Annotated in this window: 29 protein-coding genes; 14 read left to right on the top strand and 15 right to left on the bottom strand. The window is 63.3% G+C overall.

What is annotated here, in order from left to right; all coding sequences use genetic code 11:
• Positions 1-108: 108 nt before the first annotated feature.
• Positions 109-1,872, bottom strand: a complete 1,764-nt coding sequence (locus LZ518_RS12725; RefSeq protein WP_249916350.1) for a TIR domain-containing protein — start codon at positions 1,870-1,872, stop codon at positions 109-111.
• A gap of 157 nt (positions 1,873-2,029) precedes the next feature.
• On the opposite strand from LZ518_RS12725, the gene LZ518_RS12720 reads away from it, so the two are divergent.
• Entirely contained in the window at positions 2,030-3,349 is a 1,320-nt protein-coding gene (locus LZ518_RS12720) for a M20/M25/M40 family metallo-hydrolase (RefSeq protein ID WP_249916349.1), read from the top strand.
• A gap of 34 nt (positions 3,350-3,383) precedes the next feature.
• On the top strand, positions 3,384-3,818 hold the full coding sequence (locus LZ518_RS12715) for a low affinity iron permease family protein (RefSeq protein ID WP_249916348.1): 435 nt from the start codon (positions 3,384-3,386) through the stop codon (positions 3,816-3,818).
• Here the strand turns inward: LZ518_RS12715 and LZ518_RS12710 are convergent.
• Positions 3,815-4,408 (bottom strand): hypothetical protein, encoded by a 594-nt coding sequence (locus tag LZ518_RS12710; protein ID WP_249916347.1) that lies wholly within the window; start codon positions 4,406-4,408, stop codon positions 3,815-3,817. The two genes, LZ518_RS12715 and LZ518_RS12710, sit on opposite strands and share 4 nt — an antisense overlap.
• Before the next feature lie 144 nt (positions 4,409-4,552).
• Here LZ518_RS12710 and LZ518_RS12705 point away from each other — a divergent pair, with 144 nt between their 5' ends.
• On the top strand, positions 4,553-5,011 hold the full coding sequence (locus tag LZ518_RS12705; protein ID WP_249916346.1) for a hypothetical protein: 459 nt from the start codon (positions 4,553-4,555) through the stop codon (positions 5,009-5,011).
• A 3-nt stretch (positions 5,012-5,014) separates the two neighbouring features.
• On the opposite strand, the gene LZ518_RS12700 is transcribed toward LZ518_RS12705, so the two are convergent.
• Together LZ518_RS12700 and LZ518_RS12695 are read right to left on the bottom strand one after the other, a co-directional pair.
• Positions 5,015-6,517: a S10 family peptidase gene (locus LZ518_RS12700; protein ID WP_249916345.1), complete on the bottom strand. Its 1,503-nt coding sequence runs from the start codon at positions 6,515-6,517 to the stop codon at positions 5,015-5,017.
• A gap of 100 nt (positions 6,518-6,617) precedes the next feature.
• On the bottom strand, positions 6,618-7,865 hold the full coding sequence (locus tag LZ518_RS12695; protein WP_249916344.1) for a L,D-transpeptidase family protein: 1,248 nt from the start codon (positions 7,863-7,865) through the stop codon (positions 6,618-6,620).
• A gap of 185 nt (positions 7,866-8,050) precedes the next feature.
• Here LZ518_RS12695 and LZ518_RS12690 point away from each other — a divergent pair, with 185 nt between their 5' ends.
• Positions 8,051-8,464 carry a response regulator transcription factor gene (locus tag LZ518_RS12690; protein WP_249916343.1) on the top strand — a complete coding sequence of 138 codons (414 nt, stop codon included), beginning with the start codon at positions 8,051-8,053 and terminating at the stop codon, positions 8,462-8,464.
• Between the two features lie 88 nt (positions 8,465-8,552).
• On the top strand, positions 8,553-9,083 hold the full coding sequence (locus LZ518_RS12685) for a DUF4199 domain-containing protein (RefSeq protein ID WP_249916342.1): 531 nt from the start codon (positions 8,553-8,555) through the stop codon (positions 9,081-9,083).
• Here the strand turns inward: LZ518_RS12685 and uvrB are convergent.
• On the bottom strand, positions 9,080-11,275 hold the full coding sequence (gene uvrB, locus LZ518_RS12680; protein WP_249916341.1) for an excinuclease ABC subunit UvrB: 2,196 nt from the start codon (positions 11,273-11,275) through the stop codon (positions 9,080-9,082). The two genes, LZ518_RS12685 and uvrB, sit on opposite strands and share 4 nt — an antisense overlap.
• Before the next feature lie 110 nt (positions 11,276-11,385).
• On the opposite strand from uvrB, the gene LZ518_RS12675 reads away from it, so the two are divergent.
• The gene (locus tag LZ518_RS12675; protein ID WP_249916340.1) at positions 11,386-11,853 is read left to right on the top strand and encodes a DUF6010 family protein; all 468 of its coding nucleotides are present in this window, start codon (positions 11,386-11,388) and stop codon (positions 11,851-11,853) included.
• A gap of 9 nt (positions 11,854-11,862) precedes the next feature.
• Here LZ518_RS12675 and LZ518_RS12670 read toward each other — a convergent pair whose 3' ends face one another.
• Positions 11,863-13,461 (bottom strand): MASE4 domain-containing protein, encoded by a 1,599-nt coding sequence (locus tag LZ518_RS12670; RefSeq protein WP_249916339.1) that lies wholly within the window; start codon positions 13,459-13,461, stop codon positions 11,863-11,865.
• Between the two features lie 189 nt (positions 13,462-13,650).
• Positions 13,651-14,286: an FABP family protein gene (locus tag LZ518_RS12665; protein ID WP_249916338.1), complete on the bottom strand. Its 636-nt coding sequence runs from the start codon at positions 14,284-14,286 to the stop codon at positions 13,651-13,653.
• Between the two features lie 49 nt (positions 14,287-14,335).
• On the opposite strand from LZ518_RS12665, the gene LZ518_RS12660 reads away from it, so the two are divergent.
• Complete coding sequence (locus LZ518_RS12660) at positions 14,336-14,848, top strand: SixA phosphatase family protein (protein WP_249916337.1); 513 nt, start codon at positions 14,336-14,338, stop codon at positions 14,846-14,848.
• A gap of 10 nt (positions 14,849-14,858) precedes the next feature.
• Here the strand turns inward: LZ518_RS12660 and LZ518_RS12655 are convergent, their stop codons facing one another.
• The 3 genes from LZ518_RS12655 to LZ518_RS12645 form a co-directional block, all read right to left on the bottom strand.
• A complete protein-coding gene (locus LZ518_RS12655) occupies positions 14,859-15,719 on the bottom strand; it encodes a hypothetical protein (protein WP_249916336.1) in 861 nt (286 codons plus the stop codon).
• On the bottom strand, positions 15,716-16,273 hold the full coding sequence (locus LZ518_RS13580; RefSeq protein WP_249916335.1) for a lipid-binding SYLF domain-containing protein: 558 nt from the start codon (positions 16,271-16,273) through the stop codon (positions 15,716-15,718). The genes LZ518_RS12655 and LZ518_RS13580 overlap by 4 nt, the downstream gene beginning before the upstream one ends.
• 164 nt (positions 16,274-16,437) lie before the next feature.
• Positions 16,438-16,776: an autotransporter domain-containing protein gene (locus tag LZ518_RS12645; RefSeq protein WP_249916334.1), complete on the bottom strand. Its 339-nt coding sequence runs from the start codon at positions 16,774-16,776 to the stop codon at positions 16,438-16,440.
• A 231-nt stretch (positions 16,777-17,007) separates the two neighbouring features.
• On the opposite strand from LZ518_RS12645, the gene LZ518_RS12640 reads away from it, so the two are divergent.
• The 3 genes from LZ518_RS12640 to LZ518_RS12630 all read left to right on the top strand — a co-directional run bounded on the left by LZ518_RS12640 (position 17,008) and on the right by LZ518_RS12630 (position 18,373).
• Complete coding sequence (locus tag LZ518_RS12640) at positions 17,008-17,187, top strand: hypothetical protein (RefSeq protein WP_249916333.1); 180 nt, start codon at positions 17,008-17,010, stop codon at positions 17,185-17,187.
• The gene (locus LZ518_RS12635) at positions 17,184-17,402 is read left to right on the top strand and encodes a hypothetical protein (RefSeq protein WP_249916332.1); all 219 of its coding nucleotides are present in this window, start codon (positions 17,184-17,186) and stop codon (positions 17,400-17,402) included. Before LZ518_RS12640 ends, LZ518_RS12635 begins: the two co-directional genes overlap by 4 nt.
• 350 nt (positions 17,403-17,752) lie before the next feature.
• Positions 17,753-18,373 carry a winged helix-turn-helix domain-containing protein gene (locus LZ518_RS12630; RefSeq protein WP_249916331.1) on the top strand — a complete coding sequence of 207 codons (621 nt, stop codon included), beginning with the start codon at positions 17,753-17,755 and terminating at the stop codon, positions 18,371-18,373.
• Between the two features lie 40 nt (positions 18,374-18,413).
• Here LZ518_RS12630 and LZ518_RS12625 read toward each other — a convergent pair whose 3' ends face one another.
• From LZ518_RS12625 to LZ518_RS12605, 5 genes are read right to left on the bottom strand one after another with little or no spacing between them, the layout of a single operon-like run.
• The gene (locus tag LZ518_RS12625; protein ID WP_249916330.1) at positions 18,414-19,697 is read right to left on the bottom strand and encodes an MgtC/SapB family protein; all 1,284 of its coding nucleotides are present in this window, start codon (positions 19,695-19,697) and stop codon (positions 18,414-18,416) included.
• Positions 19,670-20,515: an S-formylglutathione hydrolase gene (fghA, locus tag LZ518_RS12620; RefSeq protein WP_249916329.1), complete on the bottom strand. Its 846-nt coding sequence runs from the start codon at positions 20,513-20,515 to the stop codon at positions 19,670-19,672. Before fghA ends, LZ518_RS12625 begins: the two co-directional genes overlap by 28 nt.
• Complete coding sequence (locus tag LZ518_RS12615) at positions 20,512-20,883, bottom strand: VOC family protein (RefSeq protein ID WP_249916328.1); 372 nt, start codon at positions 20,881-20,883, stop codon at positions 20,512-20,514. Before LZ518_RS12615 ends, fghA begins: the two co-directional genes overlap by 4 nt.
• An 11-nt stretch (positions 20,884-20,894) precedes the next feature.
• A complete protein-coding gene (locus LZ518_RS12610; protein WP_249916327.1) occupies positions 20,895-21,251 on the bottom strand; it encodes a cupin domain-containing protein in 357 nt (118 codons plus the stop codon).
• The gene (locus tag LZ518_RS12605) at positions 21,251-22,363 is read right to left on the bottom strand and encodes an S-(hydroxymethyl)glutathione dehydrogenase/class III alcohol dehydrogenase (RefSeq protein ID WP_249916326.1); all 1,113 of its coding nucleotides are present in this window, start codon (positions 22,361-22,363) and stop codon (positions 21,251-21,253) included. The genes LZ518_RS12610 and LZ518_RS12605 overlap by 1 nt, the downstream gene beginning before the upstream one ends.
• A gap of 80 nt (positions 22,364-22,443) precedes the next feature.
• Here LZ518_RS12605 and LZ518_RS12600 point away from each other — a divergent pair, with 80 nt between their 5' ends.
• Genes LZ518_RS12600 through LZ518_RS12585 form a run of 4 tightly spaced genes read left to right on the top strand, consistent with a single transcriptional unit; the run spans position 22,444 to position 25,553 of the window.
• The gene (locus LZ518_RS12600; RefSeq protein ID WP_249916325.1) at positions 22,444-23,211 is read left to right on the top strand and encodes an SDR family NAD(P)-dependent oxidoreductase; all 768 of its coding nucleotides are present in this window, start codon (positions 22,444-22,446) and stop codon (positions 23,209-23,211) included.
• A complete protein-coding gene (locus LZ518_RS12595; protein WP_249916324.1) occupies positions 23,208-24,017 on the top strand; it encodes an enoyl-CoA hydratase family protein in 810 nt (269 codons plus the stop codon). The genes LZ518_RS12600 and LZ518_RS12595 overlap by 4 nt, the downstream gene beginning before the upstream one ends.
• Positions 24,010-25,164, top strand: a complete 1,155-nt coding sequence (locus tag LZ518_RS12590) for an acyl-CoA dehydrogenase family protein (RefSeq protein WP_249916323.1) — start codon at positions 24,010-24,012, stop codon at positions 25,162-25,164. Before LZ518_RS12595 ends, LZ518_RS12590 begins: the two co-directional genes overlap by 8 nt.
• The gene (locus tag LZ518_RS12585) at positions 25,161-25,553 is read left to right on the top strand and encodes a RidA family protein (RefSeq protein WP_249916322.1); all 393 of its coding nucleotides are present in this window, start codon (positions 25,161-25,163) and stop codon (positions 25,551-25,553) included. Before LZ518_RS12590 ends, LZ518_RS12585 begins: the two co-directional genes overlap by 4 nt.
• The last annotated feature ends 13 nt before the right edge of the window (positions 25,554-25,566 follow it).

Here is a 25,566-nt window from a genome sequence, read left to right as displayed (position 1 = left end):
AACTGATGCGCCGGTGCGACGGGAAAGGCTAGCCGTTCCAAATTGCCGGCGGCCAATGTCCGGAATGTGTGGATAGCAGACGTTAGGGGAGCCGAGGCGTAATCGCGCTTACGTTGCGGCAGGACTAGCAGGCGCGGGATCGATTCCCAAACGCAGCTGAGCATCCGCGAGCGCCTTCTCGAAGCGCTCGTCACCCCTCAGGAAGTCCAGGTCAGGGTCGAAAACGGCCGCCTTCACCAAGGTTAAATTAGCCTCGGCTAGGACAGGCACCAGCACATCAACTGATGCCTCCCGGTCCTGCAGGTAGGCGCTCAGCACGCAGCCAAAATTATACCGCATGTTCAAGTTGTCGGGGTCAATCAGCATCGCGCGCTCGATCGTTTCCATCGCCTGGTCGCGGTTTCCGGCAATCGCGTGCCCGCCCGCGCAAATGCCTAGCGCCGCACCATTGCTCGGGTCCTCGGCAAGCACCTTCTCCGCTTGAGAGTGCATCATTTCCGCCCCGCGCAGCACGCCTTCGCGGTCGCCCAGCGCCTGGTAACACATCACCAGCATCCCCCAGCTATGATAGTCGGTCTCGATGAGTTCGACCGCCTTCTCATAGTGGCGCATCGCATCGGCCGTCTTGCGTTGCGCCGTGGCGATCCGGGCCGCTTCCCGATTCACCTCCCATGAGTCCGGATCAAGCTCCAGTGCTTTGCGGATCTGTCGATTGGCGGAATCAAGATCGCCTTGTTCAGCAAAGATGTGCGCTCTTACGGCATAGGCTTCGGCGATGGTCGGGTCGATCGCCAAGGCCCGGTCCGCCGACGCTTCGCCATCTTCATCCGTAACCCCGAAATAATAGCGAAGGCTGACCTGTGCCAGCGCCATCAGGGCCCAGGCCTGTGCATAGTTCGGATCGATTTCGACCGCGCGCCGGGCAAGGCGGATCACGCGCTGCTCCCGCTTGATGTCGCCATAATTGCCCGAAACCCAATATTTCCGAGCCATGAGATAGAAATTATAGGCGTTGGCATCGCCGGTTCCGCGGCTCTCAATGGCCGTCTTCTCTTCGGGAAGGAGATTGACCTTGAGCGCGCTTACGATCGCCTGGCTGATCTCGTCCTGGATCGCGAATATGTCGGTGAGGTCCCGGTCATAACGTTCCGCCCAGACATGGCCGCCGCTCTTCCCGTCAATCAGCTGGGCCGTGATCCTGACCCGGTTCCCCGACTTGCGTACGCTTCCTTCAAGCACGTGGGTGACGCCCAGCTTTTGCGCGATTTCGGCGACGTCGATGGCAAGGCCCTTCAGCGAGAAGGCGGTATTGCGAGCGATCACCTCCAGGGCCGACACCTTCGAAAGATCGGTCGTAATGTCCTCGCTGATGCCGTCGCTGAAATACTCCTGCTCGGCGTCCCCGCTCATATTCTGGAATGGCAGAACACAGACGGAGACAGGCCGTCCGGCGATCCGGGATTTGGGACCTTGCTCAATGGCGCCCCCTGCCAGCGCCTGCACGCTTGCCGTCAGTTTGCGCCATCCAGGCACGTCGGAGGCTCCGTCCCAGTCCTTAAGGTCCGCGCATTGGATTTGATTGAACGGCATCGGCGGGATCGTGTCGTCAAGACTGGCTTGAACCAATGTTCCTAACTGGCGCGCGGCGTCGGCCTCTGATCTCACCCACTGCGACTTTGCCGAATCCGCGGACCACAGGACGAGAACCGCCTTGGCCGACTTCAGCTGTTCGTCGATAACGTCTGCGTAAGCTCGATGCGCTGGAAGTTCAGCGTCTCGCCACACGTCATAGCCCAGCGCTTTCAACGCATCTGCCGCTCGCGTGGCAAACGGCTCGTCCGGCCGCGCGTAAGATACAAAGACCTGCGCCATGCTCCTACGCGATCGTTATCAGGACTCAATCGCGATGTCATTGCAGCAGGGCGCCGCCCTGGACGGGCAGCCAATGTCAGCAATGGGTCGATTTCGGCCATTGGAATTCGATGGCCCTCTCCCTTGAGGTCGGAAGGACCGCTGCTAAGTTACCGCCATGTTCCGCACCCTATCCGTCGCGCTTGCCGCGCTCGCGCTCACGCCTGCCCCCGCCCTTGCCAAGCTGACCCCGGCCGAAACGCGGATGGTTCGCACCGTCGATGCCGAACAGGCGCGGACGCTGGCCATGCTGGAACGCTGGGTCAACCAGAACAGCGGATCGCTCAATATCGAGGGCGTAACCAAGGTCGGCGAGATGCTTCGCGCCGAGCTGGAGCCTTTGGGGTTCAAAGTGCAGTGGATCGACATGCGCTCGACCGGCCGCGCCGGGCACATCGTCGCCACCCACATGGGCAATGGTCGGGGCAAGAAGCTGCTGCTGATCGGCCACCTCGACACGGTGTTCGAGCCGGACAGCCCGTTCCAGCAATGGAAGCGCACCGGCAATGACGGCGAAGGCCCCGGCGCCGGCGACGACAAGGGCGGAATGGCGGTGATGGTGGCGGCGCTCCGCGCGATGCGCGATGCGGGAACGCTAAGACAAGCCAACATCGAGATCGTCCTGACCGGCGACGAAGAGGACAGCGGCAACCCGATCGAGGTTGCGAGGGCCGACCTGGTCGCAGCTGGAAAGCGCGCCGACGTCGCGCTCGACTTCGAAGGCCTTGCGCAAGATGTCGGCCTGGACGGATTGCGCGACATGGGGTCAATCGCCCGTCGCAGCTCGAACAGCTGGACCCTGACCGTCACCGCCCGGTCGGGCCATAGCAGCGGCATCTTCACGCAAGAAGCCGGGAGCGGCGCGATCTATGAGCTGGCGAGGATCATTGACAGCTTTCGCCGCGAGCTGCCGGAGGACAAGCTGACCTTCAACGTCGGCCTGGTCGGTGGCGGCGCGACCACCAAGCTCGACGAGGGCCGCATCCGGCTCGATGCGACCGGCAAGACCAACATTATCGCAGCAACCGCAGTTGCCCGCGGCGACCTCCGCGCGCTCTCCCAGGAGCAGTTCGACCGAACCCAGGCCAGGATGCGGGCGATCGTCGCCAAGCCATTGAATGGCGCAACGGCGAAGATCGACTTCGACCGCGACGGCTATCCGCCAATGGCTCCGACCGAGGGGAACCGCGCCCTGCTCGGCAAACTCAACCTGGTCAACCGCGATATGAACCTGCCGGAAATGGGTGAGCTCGACCCGGTCAAGCGCGGAGCGGGAGACATAAGTTTTGTCGCCGCGGACGTCGACGGGCTGGTCGGGCTCGGCCCTGCCAGCCGCGGAGATCATGCACCGGGTGAGACCGTCGACATCGCGTCCATCTGGCGCCAGGCCAAGCGCGCCGCGATCCTGATGAGCCGGCTGGCCGCCGAACGCCGCTAGGAACTTCCGCGGTTGGCCCGTCGTTTCGCCGCCGATGGGAAAAGAGACCCGGAACGGTAACGCGTCCAATGGCAATCAGCGCAGCTGGCTGTACCGGCTCGGCTGCGACGCTTCGGCCTGGTTCTCCGACCTTTCCGCTCATCCCTATGCGCAGATCGGCGTCATCATTATCTGCATTGCCTGGTTCGCGCTCGGCCTGGGCGCCGATCTCCTGACCGCTGCGCTCTCGATCCTGGCCATCTCGCTCAGCCAGATGGTGCTCAATCGCCAGAACGAGCGCGAGATCGAGGCGCATCGCCGGGACGTCGCGATGCACGCCAAGCTCGACGAGCTGATCATCGCCGCTCGCCGGGCGCATAATGAGATGGCAGGGATTGAGGATCTGCCCGAAGAAGAAATCGTCCAGCTGAAAGAGCAGCGGTTGCAGCTGGCGAGCGGCGATCAACCGCAGGGCATCCGCAAGCCCTAGCCGCGCAGGCACTCCGCCAACGCTCGCCGCGGCTCAGCAGTGGCGGGAACCACCAGAGGTGCCAGCCCGGTCAGGGAGACATTGACGGTGCCGGGACCCGCGAAAGCCTCGGCAATATCGCGGACGCTGTCGCTAACCGAAACCGACGCGCGCCACTGGCCGCCCCGGCCGTCAGTATCGGTCACGGCCGCAATCGGCACCGAGGCCGCCTTGCCATTGCCGGTAAAGCTCAATGTTGCATTGCCGCCGCCGGTCGGCGGCAGGTAGCGCACGAATACCAGCTGATTGTCGCCCTCGCGCTGCCTGTCGCACTGGATCGAGAAGGCAGGCGTCCCCGGCGGGCCGAACAGGGCTGTCCGGTCGGTCGCCCGATAGGCCCATTTGAGGCCGCCGGTGGCGGACGGCAAGGCCGCCTGCTGGATCGCTTCCGCCGCGGCTGCATTGGCGGGCGCGGCAAGCCCGGCCGCCGACACATCGCCGCTGAGCTCCACGGGCGGCGCGACGGCATTATCGTCGACCGGATCCTGCTTGGCGCAGGCCAGCAAAGCCAGAAACCCGAGGAACGGAAATAACGCAGCGAACCTCCACATGCCTTGTCAACGCGGCTGAGCGCGAAGGGTTCAGCGATTGACAGCAAGAGGCAAATTGCGGCTGATGCGGCGGCTGGCCCTTTCCCCGCCCGCGTGACGTTCCCTGGGCGGCGAAACGAGCCGGTAATTGGAGGGGGATGCAAGATGCAAGATGTGCAAGCCGCGAAGGCGCCGGTCCACCTGTGGATCGTCGGCCTGTTGTCACTCCTGTGGAACGGGTTCGGTTGCTACGACTATCTGATGACCCGGATGCGCAACGAGGCATATTTCGAAAGCATGGGCGGGGGCGTCGATCCGCAGGCCATGCTGGCCTGGGTCGACAGCTTCCCATTCTATGCCCAATTCGGCTGGGGGCTAGGCGTGTGGATGGGCCTGGCCGGTTCGATCCTGCTGCTGATGCGCCACCGCTGGGCAGTCCCGGCGCTGGGCCTGTCTTTGCTCGGCGCGATAGTTGGCCTCGGCTACCAGATCTTCCTTGCGCCGCCCGCGCCGCCCCCGATGAACGAAGGCGGCATGGCGTTCATGCCATGGGTGATCATCGGCGTCGCGGCGCTGCTCTATTATTACGGGCTTCGCCAGCGGAAAGCGGGCGTGCTCCGCTAGAGCCTAGCGCGATCGGATGAACTGGCGAATGTCGCGGGTCAGCTTGGCCCGGTCCTCGTCGCGCACGTACATCATGTGTCCGGCGTGATAATAATGGAACTCGACCCGGTCCTGGGGGATGCCGGTCCGCGACAGCGCATATTCGGCCGCGAAGAAAGGCGTGGCGAAGTCGTAATAGCCCTGGCCGACGAACACCCTCAGCCCTGAATTCTCACGCAACGCCCTGCCGATATAGGGAGTGACGTTGAGGTAGGCGTTGGTGTCGCGGCCGCCCGCCAGATTCCAGTCCCAGCTCGGGATCAGCTGCGAGATCGACTGATATTCGCGGTCGGTCTTGAAGCCGAGGCCGTCGCGTTCCCAGGCGTTGACGGCGGCGGTATAGCCCGCATCGATGCCGTAGAAGCTTGGGTCGTTGTCGATATTCTCGCCAGCGCTGTCATAGTCCTTGCCGGTGTAGCGGCTGTCGAGCCGGCCGACGGTGAGGCCGCGGTCGCGCAGCAACTCCTTCCAGAAACGGTCCGGGGTGACTCGAAGGTCGGCTCGGTCGAGGAATGCTTCGCTAAGACCGGTGAAGTGCGCCAGCCGGCTGCGAACCGAAGCGCGTTCTTCCGCGCCAAGGTTCTGGCCCTTGAGCAGCGCCGCCGCATAAGGGCCGATCGCGAAGGCTCGTGCCTCCTGCGTGAACTGCTCGACCGACGGGGCCTCGGCCTTGCCATGATAGAGCGCAACAGCTGCCATCGACGGGAGGTTGGTGATGTAGCTGAGCTCGTTTCCGGGCGTGTCTGCTCCGGCGGCGAAATCGAGCACGGTCGAGATGAGAATGATCCCGTTGAGCCCGACGTCATTGTAGGTCGAGCCTTCAAGCTGGTTGACGACCGCTGCCGAACGGGTCGTGCCATAGCTTTCGCCGCCCAGATATTTCGGGCTGTTCCACCGGCCGTTTTCATTGAGCCAGCGGCGGATCACCTCGGCGACCGACTTGGCGTCCGCGGTTACTCCGTAAAATTCCTTGGGATCGGTCTTGCCGATCAGCCGGGAGAAACCGGTTCCCGGCGGGTCGATGAACACCAGGTCGGTGACGTCGAGCAGGCTGTCGGGATTGTCGAGCAGCGGATAGGGCGGACCGCCGTCGTCGCGAGCATCCGATGGGATCGCGACCCGCTTCGGCCCGAACGCACCCATCTGCAGCCAGACCGTGCCTGAGCCGGGCCCGCCATTGAACAGGAAGGTGACCGGCCGGGACGGGTCGCGCCCCTCCTTGACGTAAGCGATGGTGACGATCGCGGCCTTCTGCGTGCCATCCTCGGCCGACAGGATGGTCTCGCCGATCGTCGCGCCATAATTTACCTTCTGCCCGCCGAAGACGCCGCTGAGGCGCGTCGTATGAACCTGCGGGACGACCTTCTCAGCCGGCGCCTGCTTGTCGTCCTTGCCGCCCTTGTCCTGGGCCATTGCCGGCGCCGCCGCCAAGGCAAGCGCCAGCGCGCATGTAATCGAAAGCCTCATTCATCCCTCCCGCGAGTCGTTTTGCGGGACCATGGCGCGGGAAGCTCGCGCGACAAAGGGCCGTCGATGAACGGGCGCTACGCGGCTGCGTGCGGCGGTATTATGAAAGGTCGGTCCCGTCGAGTGCGGTCGCGACCTCAGTCGACCCTCCGAACATCTGCGGCATGGCCAGCGCATCGAACCCATAAATGTCGGGCCGGAAGGTCACTCCATTCGCCGTCGCTGCGACAGTCAGATAGGTCATGTAAACCGGCACGGGCCGAGGCAGGTCGACTTTCGCCTCCAGCCCGTTCTGCGACTGCGGCACATAGCCGAACACCCAGCCTGCGAAGCGCTTGTAATCCTCCAGCCGGACGCAGCCGTTGCTGAGGTGGCGCTCGTCCTGCGCGAACAGCTCGTCATGCGGCGTGTCGTGGAGGTAGATGCCGAAATCGTTGGGCATTTCGAACTTCATGTTGCGCATCGAATTCCACGGTCCGGGAAGCTGGCGGACATGGACCGTGGGCTTGACCTTGCCCGAGGCGATGCCTTTCCAGTTGACCGTCTTTGGATCGATGATCCTGGCGTTGGGGCCCCAGTCCGACAGCACTTCGTAATGGAAGTCCTTGAAATAAGAGAGGCCCATTTCGCCGACCTTCTTGGCGGTGAGGCTGCGGACCAGTTCGGGCGGCACGTTCCAATAGGGATCGACCCGGGCGTTGCGCATCAGCACCGCCATGATCGGGGTCTTGGTCTTTGGCGCGCCGACCACGACGCGCATCTTGTCGGCCATGCGGTCGCGGTTGAAATAATAGACTTCCGCCGCGCCGCTATCGACCACCACATAGCGGTCGAACGCGCGGATCGCCGGAAGGCGATAGGCCCGCTCCATGTTGATCGCGATCCGCCGCGCAAAATAGGTCGAACCCCGGTTCAGGGAAGCGATGGTCGCCTTGCCGGCGATACCGTCGGGGTTCCCGAGGCCGTGCACCGCCTGATAGGACGACACGGCCTGCGCTAACTGATCGTCATAACCACCGGAGCCCGACAGCCCAAGGCGGGTGCGGAGCAAAGCGACGCGCTTGCCGGTCGAGCCGCGCTTCAGCGCCGCGCCGGCCGGAATCTTGGTCTGCGGTAGGCGGCCCCAGCTCGCCTGATATTGCTGCAGCCCTTGCGCCAGCTGGTCGAACAGCGGATTGGGCGCGCCGCGGCGGTTGGCGGCTGGGTTGAACAGGCGTTGCAGCCAGTTCTGCGGCTTCTGCTTACGCCGGGCGACGGTCGACATCTGCGGGTCGACATAGACGAAGTCGATGCCCTGCTTGATGGTCCGCGGAACCGCGACCGGTTCGTCGCCGCGCGGCTCAGCCATGAGCGGAGTCGTGGCCAGCATCGCCGCCGCGCCCAAAATAAGAACAAGCTTCAGTCGCATAAATTTTGCGCCGCGTTTGCGGCGCATTCCCCGTGAAATTTCGCTATCCCAACTCACTTGCAGGCTTTGGGTTGCGTCAAGCTGAACCGCTGGCGCCCCGCCATTTCATCTGGCAGCCTGCAAAAGTGGCGCGAACCATCATCCTCTACGCCCTGGCGCTCGCCGTCGCCGCGGCGCTGCTGCAATGGATCGAGTATCGCTACCTGGCCCACGCCTTCTCGTTCGAAATCTACCTCGCGCTGGTCGCCGTCGGCTTCCTCGCGCTCGGCGCCTGGGTCGCGCGCCAGCTCACTCCACGTGCCGCGCCAACGCCCTTTGAGGTCAACCGGGCGGCGGTCCGATCGCTCGGCCTCACGCCGCGCGAGCATGAGATTCTCGAGCGGCTGGCGTCGGGCCAGTCGAACAAGGAACTAGCGCGGGCGCTCGACATCTCACCCAACACGATCAAGACCCATCTCGCCCGCCTTTACGAGAAGCTTGAGGTCCGCAACCGCGTCGAGGCGATCGAGAAGGCACGCTTCCTCGCCCTGATCGCCTGACCGGGCGATTACCGGCAAATCACCCATCCGGGTGATAGGCCCGCACCGATTTTGCCTGTATCCCCAACTGCAATTGGGGAGGCCAAGCATGACTCGCTACGCATTGATTTATGGCGCGATCGCCGGTGCCATCGCCGGTGGCGTGCTGACCATCGGCATCGCCTCGGATTTCTCCAACCATACGACCAGCCTGTGGTTCGGCTATCTGGTGATGCTGGTCGCGCTGTCGCTGATTTTTGTCGGTGTGAAGCGCTACCGCGACGTCCAGTGCGGCGGGGTAGTCAGGTTTGGCAAGGCGTTCGCACTTGGGCTGGCCATCGCCACGGTGGCGGGGCTGGTCTACGCCCTAATGTGGGAAACTTATCTGCAGGTCTCGGGCTATGACTTCATGGCCGACTATACCCGGTCGGTACTCAAAAGCATGCAAGCCGAAGGTGCCACGCCGGCTGCGGTCCAGGCCAAGGCGGCTGAGATGCAGTCGATGGCGGAGAGCTACAGAAACCCGCTGTTCCGGATCCCGATGACTTTCATCGAGATTTTCCCGGTCGGGCTATTGGTGGCGCTGATCTCGGCCGCGCTGCTGCGCAACCCTAAGGTGCTGCCGGCGCGGCAGCGCTAGCGCTTCCCGCCCCACCTTCTCTGCGTCTTGCCAAAGCCGGTGCGCCGCGTGCCCGGTTTTCCCTGGTTGGAGTTGCCGACCGGCCTCGGCACGACGCGTTCGGGATCGGGGATGCCGAGCTCATCCTCTTCCAGCCGGCGGATCTCGTCGCGAAGGCGGGCGGCTTCCTCGAACTCAAGGTCCGCGGCGGCTTTCCGCATCCGCTCCTCAAGGTCGCCGATGTAGGCACGGAGATTGTGGCCGACGAGGTGCGGCCGCTCCTCGTCGCCGGTTTCGACCAGCGCTCCATCGCGCAGCGTGACGTCGCTCATAATGTCGTTGATGTGGCTCTTGATCGAGGCCGGGGTGATGCCGTGCGCCTCGTTATAGGCGACCTGCTTCTCGCGCCGCCGCCCGGTCTCGGCCAATGCCCGCTCCATCGATCCGGTGACCGTGTCGGCGTAGAGGATCACCCGCCCGTCGATGTTGCGCGCGGCGCGGCCGATGGTCTGGATCAGCGACGTTTCGGAACGCAGGAACCCTTCCTTGTCGGCGTCGAGGATCGCAACTAGCCCGCATTCGGGAATATCGAGCCCCTCGCGCAGCAGGTTGATGCCGACCAGCACGTCATAGACGCCGAGCCTCAAGTCACGGATCAGCTCGATGCGTTCCAGCGTTTCGACGTCGCTGTGCATGTAGCGGACGCGTAGGCCCGCCTCGTGCAGATATTCGGTCAAATCCTCGGCCATTCGCTTGGTGAGCGTGGTGACCAAGGTGCGATAGCCTTTGGCGGCGGTTTGCTTCGCTTCATGGACCAGATCGTCGACCTGGTCTTCGACGGGCTTGATTTCGACCGGCGGGTCGATGAGCCCGGTCGGGCGAATAACCTGTTCGCTGAACACGCCGCCGGTCTCGTTCATTTCCCAGGGGCCCGGCGTTGCCGAGACGAATACCGATTGCGGGCGCATCGCATCCCATTCGTTGAAGCGCAGCGGGCGGTTGTCGATGCAGCTCGGCAGGCGGAAGCCATATTCGGCCAGCGTGATCTTCCGCCGATGGTCGCCGCGCGCCATCGCCCCAATTTGCGGCACCGTCTGGTGGCTCTCGTCGACAAACAGCAGCGCGTTGTCCGGCAGATATTCAAACAGGGTTGGCGGCGGCTCGCCAGGCAAGCGGCCAGTGAGGAAGCGCGAGTAATTCTCGATCCCCGCGCAAGACCCGGTGGCGGCGATCATCTCCAGGTCGAAATTGGTCCGCTGCTCCAGCCGCTGCGCCTCGAGCAGCCGCCCTTCGGCCTGAAGTTCCTTCAGCCGCTCGGCAAGCTCATGCTTGATCGCCTCCATCGCCTGCTTGAGCGTCGGCCCGGGCGTGACATAGTGCGAATTGGCGAACACTCGGACAGTGTCGAGGCTGGCGGTCTTCTTGCCGGTCAACGGGTCGAATTCGGTGATCTCCTCGACCTCATCGCCGAAGAAGCTGATGCGCCACGCGCTGTCCTCATAGTGCGACGGGAAGATTTCCAGGCTGTCGCCGCGCACCCGGAAATTGCCGCGGGCAAAGGCCTGGTCGTTGCGCTTATACTGCAGCGCGACCAGCTTGCGGATGATCTCGCGCTGGTCGATGCTCTCGCCCTTCTTCAGGTCGAAGATCATCGCCGAATAAGTTTCGACCGAACCGATGCCGTAGAGGCAGCTGACCGAGGCGACGATGATCACATCGTCCCGCTCCAGCAGCGATCGCGTCGCCGAGTGGCGCATTCGGTCGATCGCCTCGTTCACCGAGCTTTCCTTCTCGATGTAGGTGTCGGACCGCGGCACATAGGCTTCGGGCTGGTAATAATCGTAGTAGCTGACGAAGAACTCGACGGCGTTGTCGGGGAAGTAGGCCTTGAATTCCCCGTAGAGCTGGGCGGCGAGGATCTTGTTCGGCGCCAGCACCAGCGCTGGGCGCTGGGTCGCCTGGATGACCTGCGCCATGGTGTAGGTCTTTCCCGACCCGGTGACGCCGAGCAGCACCTGGCTCACCTCGCCATTGTCGCGGATGCCTTCGACCAGCTCCTTGATCGCGGTCGGCTGATCGCCCGACGGCTGGTAATCGGATTTGAGCACGAACGGTTTCCCGCCCTCGGCCTTGTCGGGCCGCTGCGGACGATGCGGAACAAAGGTCTCGCCGGTCTCCGGTTCGGCGAGGCTGGTACGGATCTGAATCGGCATTGATGGTTATATGGGGGCGGCCGGTGCAGGGGGCAAATGCGTCATTTGACTCCGTACCGTAGTACGGAATGCATAAGGCTGCCGACTCGGAATAACAGGGAGGAATCAACATGTCCGTAGCAGTAGAACAAAGTACGTCAGAGGCAGGCCATTCGCATGGCCAGTCAATATTTGCGCGGCGGCCTTTTCTGACCGCGGTGCTGGTCGGCGTGGGCTCGCTCGCTCCGCACTTCTTCCTTTCGCCGCAGGCTTCGCTCGGCTTTTCCGCCGTGCTCATCGGCCTGATCGCCGGCATCTATTTCGGCTTCGCGGTGACGCGCGGATCGCCCCGCGACCAGTTCGTCGAATTCAACGTCAGCGGCGCCTTCGCGGTGGCGGGCATGATTGGCCTGCTGGTCGCACCGATTGTCCTGCCGCTGACCTATTTCGGCCATGCGCTGTGGGACCTGGCGCATCACAACCGTTGGAAGCTGCCGCTGGTCTCCATCCCGCAATGGTATGTGCCGTGGTGCGTGATCATCGATGTGATCGTCGGCGCCGGATTGATTCTGCTGTGGCGGGCGAACGGAATTCTCTGACGGTCAGCACTAACTGACGTTGGTACCTGGGCCATGCGGGTGGCGGCGCCTGATTGGAAGTTGCAGGTGAAACGTCGCCCCCTGGTCCGGGCTAGGCGAAGCCCAGAGGCGCCCGCCATGCTCTTCAGCAATGGTGCGGCAAAGCGGCAGGCCCAGGCCGGTGCCGGTCGCCTTCGTGGTGAAAAATGGGTCGAAGATCCGCTCGCTGCTCTCGGCGGCAATGCCGACACCGCTATCGCTGACTTCCAACAGCAGATCGTGCCCATTCAGTTGCGCGGAACGAATGGCAATACGGCGGTTCCGCCCGCGCTTTGGTTCGAGCGCCTCGATTGCATTGGCGAACAGGTTGACGAGTACCCGCTGGATCTGGACTCGATCGGCGTTGATTGGCGCCAACGCCTCATCGAGCGAGAGCTCCAGCGTAATTTTCTTGGCCGCCAGTTCCCTGTCCATCAATGAAGCCGTTTCGCGCACCAGCTGGTTCAGGTCGAACTCGGTTTGCAAATTGGGTCCCTTGGCGAACATCGCGCGGATGCTCTTGATCACGTCGAAGGTCCGCTGCCCGGATTCGCTGATGGCCCGAAAAGACCGAATGGCCATTTCAACGTCCGGTCGCGGCTTGTTCAGGGAATTGAGGCCTGCGGAGGCATGTAGGGCGACTGCAGTAAGCGGCTGGCCGACTTCATGAGAGATGGCGGCGGTGACGGTGTCCATCGACACCAGCCGGGCTTCGCGCTCTCGCCTTTGGGCGGCAGTCGACAGGGCCAGGCGCGAATAGAGCCAGCTGGTTTCAGCGATCAATGCCAGCATCACAATAAGGTTCGAGAAGAGCATCAGGGCGAACAGGCCATACCAGCCTACGGTGAATCGGGCGTCGATCACTACGTTGAGCAATGCCTGGACCAGCCAGCCGGCCAGGGCGACAAGCAGCCACAGATCAAGCACCGAGCTGCGCTTTCGGAGAAGCGCAACCGCCGCGGCGGCATAGATTGCGAAAACGATAAAATGATAGGCGGCCGCGTAGTTTTGGTTCCGCTCGGCATGATTGACGAAGAACGGCGGAAGCAGGTCGTGCCATCTGGTGGCAATGAGCGTGACCGCTGCCGCAACGGCGATTGCGGCCCAGACCCACACCATGATCCTCACCGACGGTCTTTCCACGCCGGGATGAGAAGATGCGTCGGCCTGCTTGAAGTGAACATAGGCAAGGATCGCGATCGGCAGTGCGGCGCGCCGGATCGTATAGATCCAGGCAGTCGTGTTGACCCCCGCGCCAAGCAGGCCATCCGGTGCGAAGGCTCCCGGGAAAGTGAGCATGTGCGGGATAAGAAGCAGTGCCGCAAAGACAAATCCGGTAGCCAGGACGATCAAGGCCCGCGACCTGAAGACGATCGCCTGGGCATAGAGCAGGGTGGCCGTGATCAACTCGCCGACGAACATGATGCCGTCGATCATCGGGATGAACGCCTGGACCTCGTGCAGCCTGATGCCGCGCACCGGCAAGATGACCAGCAGTGCGACGATCAGCAGGGCGACGACCGCGAGACTGAACCGCGTTTCCCGCTGGTCCGGTGACTTATCGAAGAGCCCCAATTGGTCCTGCGCCACTTTTCCCCCCAAGGGCCAGCACATCCATATGAATTGAAGCCTCTACAGACATACCAGACTGCGCTTGTAATAAAAGGCGACAGTCATGGTACATTTCGCGCCACTAAGTGGCGCGGGTAATCGGTGCGAGCCCCAAGCGGGTAGAACAAGTGACCGCGATCGGTCCACAGCGGAAATTGGCAATTGGCGTTATTCGCTATCCAACTTCGCCCATGGATTCAGGTCGGGCTCTCCGACCTTGAACAGGCGGTTGCGGTCGCGATGCAGGAATGGCTCGGCCTGCCCATGGACCTGCAGGATCGTGTCGAGGACGTAGCTCCATGACCCGTCGTCGTGGAAATCGACCTCGATCGTGTAGCTGTCGGTGCGGAACGCCAGCTCGAGAAAGGTGGTCGAGCAGATGCCATATTCGCTCGTGCCCCGCTCCGCCTTCAGCACCAGCTTCCTGGCGTCCGGGGCAGCATGGCCCGCGGCGATCGCCACCTGGCCGCGCGGGATCGCCACGGTTTGCAGGACCAGTCCGGTCGCGGGCTCCCACAGCCAGTAGCCGACCTGGTCGTGAAAGGTGATTGCTTCCTCGGGCGAGTTGATGTGGACATGATAGCGCAGGCCGTAGAACAGCTGCGGGCCGTTGGGCTGCGCGTCGATCGGCTGCATCACGATCCGCTCGGAATAGTCGCGGTGCTCGGGCCCGTCGCCCTTGGGATTGATGTCGTGCCCGCGGTTTCCTTCCCAGATGCCGGCAAGCCGGCGCAGCGGCCCTAGGTTGGCAAGCGTGTCGACCGCTTTGTCGGGCTCGGTGAAAATGTCGTCAGGGATGTCCATACCCCGCAATTTACATCGCCGTAGCGCACCCGCAATGTAGTATCGGACCATGAAACAGGCGGAGGGCGGGTTGATGCTTCGGACGATCGTTGCCGGTTTGCTCTTAATCCTGGCGGCTTGCGTCACGCCGCGCTCGACCCCGCCCCAGCCCAACTATTATGTGATGCGCCATCTGCACACGCCGGCGGGCGTCAACGACCCCGACCTCACCGCCGAAGGCCAGCGCTATGCCATTGCCGTGGCCGACTGGTTTCGACGCGATCCGCCCGACGTCATCTATGTGAGCAGCCCGAAGCGCGCCCAGCAGACCGCCGCACCGCTCGCCGCGCGGCTCAAGCTCACGCCCAAGGTTTACGACCCGAAAGACACCGCCGCACTGGTTGCCGCGGTTAAGGCGGAGCACGGCACAATTTTGATCGTCGGCCACAGCAACACCGTCCCCGACATCGTCGAGCAGCTAGGCGGGACCCGCCCCCCACCGCTCGTTCACGAGGATTTCAGCGACATCTGGCACATCGCCGGCCCTGGCCACGTCACAACCCGGGATAAGCTGAAGCTGTAATCCTCCCGGCCTAAAATGCCGTCCGGAAGGTTACGATCGGACCGCTTTGCGCCACATTGTAGAGGAAGTCCCCATGGTCGTAATTGACCTTGAAGTGGCGCCAGCCGGCCCCCAGCGTCATCTTGTGGTTGAGCTGGTAATTGACCGTCGCATTGCCTTGCCAAGTGAGATCGGACCCCATCCCGAGGCCGCCGATGTCGCCATACAAGGCCAGGCTCCATTTGCCGCCTAACGGGGCGTTGATGCGCGCGGCGACCAGCGGATCGAACCAATTCTCCGTGACCGCTCCGTCCGCGCTGCGGTTCGGTCCGTCGAGCTGCAGGCTGATCTTCAGGAAATTCATCCTGCCGCCGGCCAGCAGGTCGACGGTTACCGGCCCCTTGTTGGCCACTCGGTAGCCGCCGAGCAGCGTCACCTCGGCCGTTCGGGAATCCAGTTCGGCGTCGAGGAAGTCCTGGTTGCGGATATCGATGCCATGCTTGGCTTCAAGGTGGATGAAGGTCAGGTCGCCAAGGACCACGAAGCGGTCGCGCTGCGCCTCCGCAGCGCCCATGAAGGCAAATTTGAATGCCTTCAGCACATCGCCAAACGACAGGTCGAGACCGACCGGTTCGACCGGCCCGATGACGTCGGTCGAGCCCTCCGCGCCGGCGAACCAGACATAGCCGATCGTCGCGAACTGCCACTTCCCGGACTGCGACTGGGCCTGGCTATCGCCGGCCTCCGCCGGAGGCTGTGCCTCCTGGGCCTGGCTGTTTTCCGTCGCATCGACCGTCGATGCCTCAATGTCGGCAGCGCGGGCGACACTGGCCGAGCCGGCGAGCGCAAGCGCGCACAGTCCCCGGGCAAGGAGTATCCGCGCCGCGCTCATCGCTCGATCCGCGTGATCTTTGACCCTTCGAGCCCGAGGCCTGCCATCAGGCCCTTCTGTCCGAACGGCATGGCGTAAACGTCCTTCGCGATCGTCGTGGACGTGGTGCTCATTGCCGCACCCTTGTCCACCACCACCACGCTCGGACCGGATCCGATCGCCCATCCGTCGCTCTTTTTCAGGTAGGTGAGCGCCTTGTCGTTCATCAGGAAGAGCGCGTAGCTGAACGATTGTCCGCCGGCCTGCAGGCCGAAGGAAGCGGCTCCGATTTTGTAATAGCCGACGGCCTTTCCTTTGACGAATAACACGCCCTCTCCGCCCATGCCGCCGATCATCAGGCCGGCCTTGACGATCTTGGGAAACACCAGGATCGCGTGGGCATCCCGGGCATAGCGCTTGGCCCGGTCCGATTTGGCGTAAAGGTTATTGAGCGCCGCCTTGCCGTCGGCGTTGAGTTCGGCGGCTGTCGCCGCGCGGGCCTGCTCCACGAATGGATTGGCCACGCTGGCCAGAATGAGGCTTGCCGCCACAAGCCAATGTCGAATGCCGTTCACTTGCCAACCTCCCCATTATGATGCGCGATCATTTTGGGCGGCGGATGCGGGGTTCCACCATCAGTAATTGAACTGAGCCCGACATCGAAAAATGTCGCGTCGAAACGAACGACCCCCTCACCCGTTTGGGGGTGAGAGGGTCGACGGGGGAGCGGTTAGTTGGTCTAGAAGTTGAGCCGCAGTCCGCCGCGGATACCAATGCTGCCATAGTCGTCCTTGCCGACCTTGGCGGTTCCTTCGAGGAAGCCGGACATGGTGCCCTTCCCTTCGATCGAAATGCCGGCGTTGAAATCGGCATAGTCGCGCGGTTGATGGACCCGGAGTTCGATCGCTCCGTCGTCCCCGAGTTCGATATGGCCGTCGCCTTCGAACTCATGGACCCAGGCGCCGCCGGCGTAGAACAGGCCCCCATTGCCGCCGCCGGCCGCGAACGGGAAACCGACCCGCCCGCCGATCTTGCCGCGCAGGCTCTTGTCGTCTTCGAACCGGACCTTGGTGCCCATGATCGAGACGCTGTCGATGATGTTTCTTACTCACATCAAAATTTCCAACGAGCAGGCCAAACAGCCTTGGCTGGATGTTGCCGTCTGCAATCATGGTGGCCGGCTAAGCACGGACGGCGACGCGATCCGGTGCTGCCAATGCCTCAGCCAGCTTACAATGGTCCCACACAGTGAGGGCGAATTCCGGCTTGAATGGGTCGCGCGCCCTGCTCTCGACCAGGGAGCAACGAAATGTGCAGCCTGAAGACCATTCGCCACAGCGAGCAACCGTCCGCCACGCCGGCCTTTGAGGCTGCGCGTCACATCGAAATTCAACTCCGCCATGCCGAACAATTCGCCTACTTTGGTGTTCAAGACATGGCGATGGAATGCGCGGCGATCGTCCGTGCAACCCAGGCGCTTCGGCCGTGACTGCAATCGCCGGCACGGTTCCATATGGCGGCCAGCGCGCGGCGCTGCGGATCGTGCACACGATATTTTGCCTAGGGCTTAACCTGGCGATCACTCGGGTGCGCACCAGCCGCTACGCTCGTTACGTCATGGCGCTGCTTATCCTGAATGAAATTCGCGGCGCCTACGTCGTCTACACCACCGCCGACCAATTGCTGATGCCGTGGATTCAGTGATGCTCGCGGCCATCCTCATCATGCTCACCGCTTTCAGCTTCACTCTCGGCTGGAGAGCGGCTGGCTTCCGGCCAAACAGAATCTGACCGCAACTCGCGTGCTGCATAATGCCTCCATATCGATGAGCGATATCGGAGCAGTTTGAAGGCGCCGGCAATCGTCGGGGAATTCGGCTGTTCGTTCCAGGAAGACCGTCCGGTCCATGAGCATCCCGCTCGTCCTTGGCGCCAATTGTCGCGATGCGCGAGCACTTAAGGACCCGCTTGAAAACACTCCAAAGGGCTCGGGATTAGGCAAGGGAAAACACCCCCGGTGAAGTCATGACAAATTCCTCGAGTGAGCCCCGTCCCATGATTCTGGTCGTCAGCCACCGAGAATCAGAACGACGCTATCTGTCGCGCATTCTGGCCGGCGCCGGCTTTGCGGCGATTGCCGTTGCGTCGCTGGAAGATGCCGAGGCAGCGACGATCGACCGGACGCCGTCAGTCATGATCGCTGATCTTGGGCGCGAGCCGGGGATCGAGCCCGGCGCGGTTCGCAACTCGATCGCCGTCTATTTCGAAACTCCGATCGAAGTGCCTGTCATTGCCATCGTCCCGAAACGATGTGCCGAGTTGGGGACGGCCGCCCTGGCGGCTGGAGCAATTGACGTCTTGTTTAGACCGCTGGTGGAGCGCGAATTGTTGATCCGGCTGCGGTCGGTCCTCAAGCGCTGGCATGTCGCCATGACGCCCGCCCCCTTGATTGATGGCAAGCTGACACTCGTGGAAAACAAGATCCTCGCCCATCTCGATGCACGGCGCGGCAAGCCTGTCGCCAACGATGAGCTGATCGGTCATTTGGGCGGCATTCATAGTGTTGCCCACCTGCGCCTGCTGATTGCCGGGCTGCGCCAAAAGCTCCATTTACATTCGCCGCCGAGGTCGATCGCGACCGTCAGAGGAGTCGGCTATTCGCTGATCGTCGACTGATCCGGTGTGAAGCCTGCCCAATTCTGCAGTGGCTGCTGCCTCAAAGTCTTAGCCATCCCGCGATCAGGCTAGCCGTCAGTGCGGCCATACTCGCGCCGAGCGCAAGCGCCGCGCTCACGCCCTTTCCCCGCGCATAGACGAGTGTGATTCCGAGCTTGACCGACATGTTGGCAAGGATTGTTCCGCCAAGTGCCAGCGCGGCCAGGGCCGCGGCGATGGCTTCGGCAGGCAGCCCGCCAGCGGTGACGATCGCCGCATCGACATCCATCGACCCCATGATCAGCAAAAGGACGGCGATCCCCTCCGCGCCAAACTGGCCTTCGGCCCAGCGCGCGATGACTGCCGCGACGGCGATAAACAGCAGGAACCCAAGCGCGGGACCCAACGCGATCGGGTTCCCTGGCGGGCTGGGACCTTCGCACTGCGACGCCCTGCGATAGAGCCACCAGCCGGCGATCCAGGCGACCGCCAATGCAGGCGCCACGACCAGCACGAACGCCGGCAGTATGCGCGGCGCGAGCAACGCAACCAGCACAATGACACGCAGGTACATAACCGCGCTGGCGAGGGCGATCCCGGCTGCCTCCGCGCCGCCCGCCTCTTTCGAGCCAAGGCGCTGCGCAAGCGATTGGGTAACGGCCGTGGAGCTATAGGCGCCGCCGATGAGCGCGGTCGCGATCGTGCCCCGACGCGCCCCAAAGATGCGGTTGGCGACATAGGCCGCGAAGGAAAATCCGGTGACCAGCACGACCACCCACCACAGCTTCCACGGATTCCACGCGCCATAAGGCCCCATGGACTCGTTGGGCAGGAATGGCAGCACACCGAGCGCGATCACCGTGAACCGGGCGAGCGCCTTGACATCGCGTTCGTCGAACTTGCCGACGAAGCCATGCAATTCCTCGCGCATTGCAAGGATCAGGACGATGACGGCCGTGCTGGCGAGAGCCAGGCCGATGCTGCCCATCCCGGCGAGGAACGCCACCGCGATCGTCGCGGCGGCGGCGATAGGGCTGGTGGCATCGCCCCTGGCTTTCAGCTTGGGGGCATAGGCGAGCCCGAGGAAACCCAGCATGCCGAGGACAAGTGCCCCCGCCACCATCGGCTGGGCGGGACCGATCAGCCCGGCCGCGCCCGAGCCCAGGCCCAAAAGGCTGAAGGTACGGACCCCGGCAACCCGTTGGCCCTCCGGCTGGTCGCGCAGCTTGAAGCCGCGTTCCAGGCCGACCAGCATGCCGACCAGCAATCCCGACCCGACGCACAGCGCCTGCTGAACCCACGGTTCGAAGCCGGACGTCACCGGTTCAGGTGCTCCGCGTGCCAACGGATATGGTCGGCCATGAAGGTCGAGATGAAATAATAGCTATGGTCGTAACCCGGTTGGCGACGCAGCGTCAGCGCCATGCCGGCTCCGGCGCAAGCGCGCTCAAGCAGCTCGGGCTTCAATTCGCGCTCGAAGAATGGATCGGCATCGCCGACATCGACGAGCAGCTCGTCCAGCCGCGCCCCATCCTCGATCAGGGCAACGGCATCATGAGCGCGCCACGGCAGGCGATCCGGACCCAGATAATTTCCAAGCGCCTTCTCGCCCCACGGCACCTGGCCTGGAGCGACGATCGGCGCGAACGCCGAAACCGAACGAAACCAGCCGGGATGCCGCAGAGCCACGGTCAGCGCGCCATGCCCGCCCATCGAATGACCGGTAATAGCCTGCCGTTCCAGGTCGACCGGAAAATGCTCGGCGACCAGGCCAGGAAGCTCTGACGTGACATAGCTCCACATCCGGTAATTGGCCGCCCACGGCTCCTCGGTCGCATCGACGTAAAAGCCGGCCCCGAGCCCGAAATCCCATGCTCCGTCAGCATCGTCCGGCACGCCCTCGCCCCTTGGCGAAGTGTCCGGCGCAATGAAGATGATGCCATGTTCGGCACAGGCGGCGCGATACTCGCCCTTCTCGGTGACGTTAGCGTGGGTGCAGGTGAGGCCGCTAAGATACCAAAGTACCGGTAGCCTCGCGCCCGGCTCATGTTCGGGCACGAACAGGCTGAACGCCATGTCCGTGCCGGTGGAGGACGATGCATGGCGATAGACGCCCTGCACCCCACCATGGCTGTTCACCTCGCTGACGGTTTCGATCGTCATTGCTGCGGGCGGTACAGGCCGCACAGCTTATTGCCGTCGGGGTCGCGCAAATAAGCAAGGTACAGCTTACCGAGCGCATTCTCACGATAGCCAGGCGGATCTTCGCAGGATGTGCCCCCATTGGCGCAACCGGCCGCATGCCAGGCATCGACTTCCTCGGTTGTGTCAAAGCCAAAGCCGATCGTTCCGCCATTGGCGTGGCACGCCGCCTGTCCGTCGATCGGGTTGGAAACCATGAACACCGCGCCGCGCCGGCCATAGCTCAGCCGTCCCTTGTCGTCGGTCCGGCCTTCCTTGCCGAACAGCGCGTCGTAGAATTTTTTCGAACGCGGAAGATCGTTCGAACCGACCATCACATGGCTGAACATTTCATCCTCCTCTAGATCTCAACCGCGACTGTCGCTGTCGCCGGATCGCCGGTATTTGGCATGTCCTTCGGGTCGATCAGCAGCAGCTGGACTTCCCCATTTCGCGCGCAGGGGCGGTGCTCTGTCCCCTTGGGCACGACAATCAGTTCGCCCGGCGAGAGTGTCACCGTCCGATCGCGGAATTCCATGTCGAGCTCGCCTTCGAGGATCAGGAACAACTCGTCGGTGTCGTCATGGTGGTGCCAAATGAATTCGCCTTCGACCTTCACCAGCCGCACTTCATGATCATTGTAGCGAGCGACGATCCGCGGCGCCCAATGATCGGCAAAGCCGTCCAGCTTTTCGGCGAGATTGATCTTGTCAGCCATCAATAGACCACCACGCTGCGAATGCTTGTCCCCGCATGCATCAGGTCAAAGCCCTTGTTGATCTCCTCCAGCGTCAAGACGTGCGTGATCATCGGGTCGATGGCGATCTTCCCGTCCATATACATGTCGACGATCTTGGGGACGTCGGTACGACCCTTCGCACCGCCGAAAGCAGTGCCGCGCCAATTGCGCCCGGTGACCAGCTGGAACGGCCTTGTGGCGATTTCCTTGCCGGCTTCAGCGACACCGATGATGACGCTTGTGCCCCAGCCGCGGTGGCAGCACTCCAGCGCCGTGCGCATCACTTCGGTGTTGCCGGTCGCGTCGAACGAATAGTCGGCGCCCCCGTCCGTGATCTCGACGATCTTGGCGACGATTTCCTCGCGGCTCATGCCCTTGGTGTTGAGAAAATCGGTCATGCCGAACTTGCGGCCCCATTCCTCACGGTCGGGATTGATGTCGATTCCGACAATCTTGTTCGCCCCGACCAGCCTGGCGCCCTGGATGACATTGAGGCCGATGCCGCCGAGCCCGAACACGACGACATTGTCGCCCGGCTGGACCTTTGCCGTATTGGTCACCGCGCCGACGCCCGTGGTGACGCCGCAGCCGATGTAGCAGCTCGTCTTGAAGGGCGCGTCCTCGCGGATCTTGGCGACCGCGATCTCGGGCAGCACGGTGAAGTTCGAAAAGGTCGAGCAGCCCATATAATGGTAGATGGTCTGCCCCTTATGGCTGAACCGGCTGGTGCCGTCCGGCATCAGCCCTTTGCCCTGGGTTGCCCGGATCGCGGTGCAAAGGTTGGACTTGCCGCTGAGGCAGGTTTTACACTTGCCGCATTCCGGCGTGTAAAGCGGGATGACATGGTCGCCGGGCTTCACGCTGGCGACGCCCGGTCCGACCTCACGGACCACGCCTGCGCCCTCATGGCCAAGGATCGAGGGGAAAATGCCCTCGCTGTCGAACCCGTCGAGCGTATAGGCATCGGTATGGCAGATGCCGGTCGCCATAATCTCGACCAGCACTTCACCTGCCCTGGGGCCCTCCAGGTCGAGCTCGACAATCTCGAGCGGCTGCTTGGCTTCGAAGGCGACGGCGGCGCGGGTCTTCATGAGTCGGTATCCCCTGGTGGTTTTCGCCGCCTTGCCACGCCGAAGCGCTTCGGCCAATGCTCCACTGCAAAAGGGAAATTATGGCGAACGACTGGCTCCTGGGGCGCCATGCCCTGATCACCGGCGGCGGCACCGGCATCGGCGCTTCGGCCGCGACGCATCTCCACGCGGCGGGCGCCAAAATCTCGCTGCTCGGCCGGAGGATGGAACCGCTTCAGCGGACTGCGTCGATCGTCGGCGGAAAGGCGATTTCCTGTGACGTGACCGACCGCGACGCCATCGCCCGCTCTTTCGACGAGGCTCGGGAGGCGAACGGCCCGATCAGCTTCCTGATCGTCAATGCCGGAATCGGCGACAGCGCACCGTTCGGGCGGACCACGCGCGAAGCATGGGACCGGATCATCGCCACCAACCTCAGCGCCGCGTTCGATTGTGCCCAGCTCGGCCTTCCGGACCTATTGGCCGGGGAAGATAGCCGCCTGGTGTTCATCGCCTCCGTTGCCGGTCTCAGGGGCGCCGCCTACGCCGCGCCCTATGCCGCTTCCAAGCATGGCCTGATCGGGCTGATGCGCAGCATGGCGGTCGAATTCGCGCAGTCGAACATGACCGTCAACGCCATCTGTCCGGCCTTCGTCGACACGCCAATGGTCGACGAATCGGCCGAGCGAATCGCGTCTGTATCCAGGCGCAGCCAGGACGAGGCACGCCAATCGCTCGCCGCGATGAACCGGCATGGCAAGTTGATCCATCCCGACGGCGTCGCGACGATGATCCTGACACTATGCCTGCCGCAAAGCCGCGACGTGAACGGCGCCGCGCTAACCATTGACGGGGGCACCACCGCGTGAAGTTCAACCCCAACAGCTTCAGCCCAAGCCATTTCCTGTGGGACTTCGCCGACGGCGTCGCGACCATCACCCTCAACCGGCCGGACAAGAAGAATCCGCTGACTTTCGAATCCTACGATGAGCTTCGAAGCACCTTCTGGTGCCTCGACCAAAGCTGGGACGTCAAGGCAGTGGTGATCACCGGCGCGGGCGGCAATTTCTGCTCGGGCGGCGATGTCCATGAGATAATCGGCCCGTTGACCAGGATGGATGAGCGCGGGTTGCTCAAGTTCACGCGAATGACCGGCGACCTGGTCAAGGCGATGCGCGCCTGCCCGCAGCCGATCATCGCCGCCGTCGAAGGGGTATGCGCCGGCGCCGGCGCGATCATGGCGATGGCCAGCGACCTGCGACTGGCGGCGCCCGATGCCAAGACGGCCTTCCTGTTCACCCGTGTTGGCCTTAGCGGAGCGGACATGGGCGCCTGCGCGATCCTGCCGCGGATCATCGGCCATGGCCGGGCGGCGGAGCTGCTGTTCACGGGACGAAGCTTTTCCGCCGAGGAAGGCCATGGCTGGGGCTTCTGGAACCGGATTACCGCCAATGTGCTCGGCGATGCCCAGGACCTGGCACTTGAGTTGGCCGGGGGTCCCAACGTCGCCCATGCGGTGACCAAGAAGCAGCTCGACGCCGAATGGCATGTGCCGATCGACGAAGCGATCGAGCAGGAGGCCCAGGCGCAGGCGCTTTGCATGCAGACCAATGATTTCCGCCGTGCCTTTGAAGCATTCGCCGACAAGCGGAAGCCGGAGTTCAAGGGTGACTAGGACAGGCCTCGACTGGCTCGACTGGCCCTTCCTCGAGGAGCGCCATCGCCAGCTTCATGCCCGCGTCAGCGACTGGTGCGCCGAGAATATCGGCGAACATCATGACGACGATGTCGACACCGAGTGCCGCAATCTGGTCGCTTCGCTGGGTTCGGCGGGAATATTGAAGCTGTGCGTTGCCGATGGCGATCGGTTGCCCGATGTCCGCAGCCTGGCGCTGACCCGAGCCCTGCTCGCCAGCTGCTCCGGCCTAGCCGACTTCGCCTTCGCCATGCAGGGTCTTGGGTCGGGCGCGATCTCGCTGTCGGGGAGCGAGGCGCAAAAGGCCGATTGGCTGCCCAAGGTCGCATCGGGCGAAGCCATCGCCGCCTATGCGCTGACCGAACCGGAAACCGGCAGCGATGCCGCCAATATCGCCATGCGCGCCGAACAAATCGGCGGCGAATGGCGCCTGACCGGCGAGAAAAGCTACATCAGCAACGGCACCATTGCCGACGTGCTGACAGTGTTCGCCCGCACCGGCTCCGTCGAAGAGGGAGCGCGCGGCATTTCCGCCTTCATCGTGCGCGGCGACGATAGCGGCCTGTCCGTCGCCGAACGGATCGAGGTGATCGCCCCCCACCCGCTGGCGCGCCTCAGTTTCGACGGCGTAAGCGCCGAGCTGCTCGGCACGGAGGGCGAGGGCTTCAAGATCGCCATGCAGACGCTGAACCTGTTCCGGGTGACGGTCGGTGCCGCCGCGGTCGGCTTCGCCAGCAGGGCGCTGCGGGAAGCGGTTGGCTTCGCGACCACCCGCAAGCTTGGCGCCGGTACGCTGGCCGACAATGCGGTAACCCAGGAGAAGCTCGCCGAAATGGCGCTGGCGATCGACGCTTCGGCGCTGCTGGTCGCCCGCGCCGCCTGGCAACAGGACATGGGCAAGGCCGACAACCGCCGCGCCGCGGCCATGGCCAAGCTCCACGCCACCGATGAGGCGCAGAAGGTGATCGACATGGCGGTGCAGATGCATGGCGGGCTCGGCGTCACCAGGGGCGCCAAGGTCGAGGAACTGTACCGCGAAATTCGCGCCCTGCGCATCTACGAAGGCGCGAGCGAAGTGCAGCGGATGGTGATCGCCAAGGATCTTCTCAAGGAGCATGGCCGATGAAGTCTCTTCTTCCCCCCGGCTGGCCTCGGCCGAAAGGTTATTCGAACGCCATTAGCGCGCGCGGAAGGATGATTTTTACCGCCGGAATCGTCGGCTGGGACGAGCGGGAACATATTACGTCCTACCGTCTCGATGGCCAGTTTGCGCAGGCGTTGCGGAACATTCTCGCTATCCTCAAGGAGGACGGCGCCGGCCCGGAACATATCGTCCGTCTGACCATCTACGTCACCGAGATCCAGGAATATCTTGGCCAGCGTGACGAACTGGCACCGATCTGGAAATCGATCATGGGCACCAACTATCCGGCGATGGCACTTGTCGAAGTTAAACGGCTGGTCGAACCCGCCGCCAAGGTCGAGATTGAGGCGACGGCGGTGGTGCCGGAGTGAACATTATCGTCAT

It is taken from the genome of Sphingomonas brevis (assembly GCF_023516505.1).
Taxonomy (GTDB): Bacteria; Pseudomonadota; Alphaproteobacteria; order Sphingomonadales; family Sphingomonadaceae; genus Sphingomicrobium; species Sphingomicrobium breve.
Note: the sequence above shows the minus strand (reverse complement) of the source record. Positions and strands in the feature narration are given on the sequence as shown.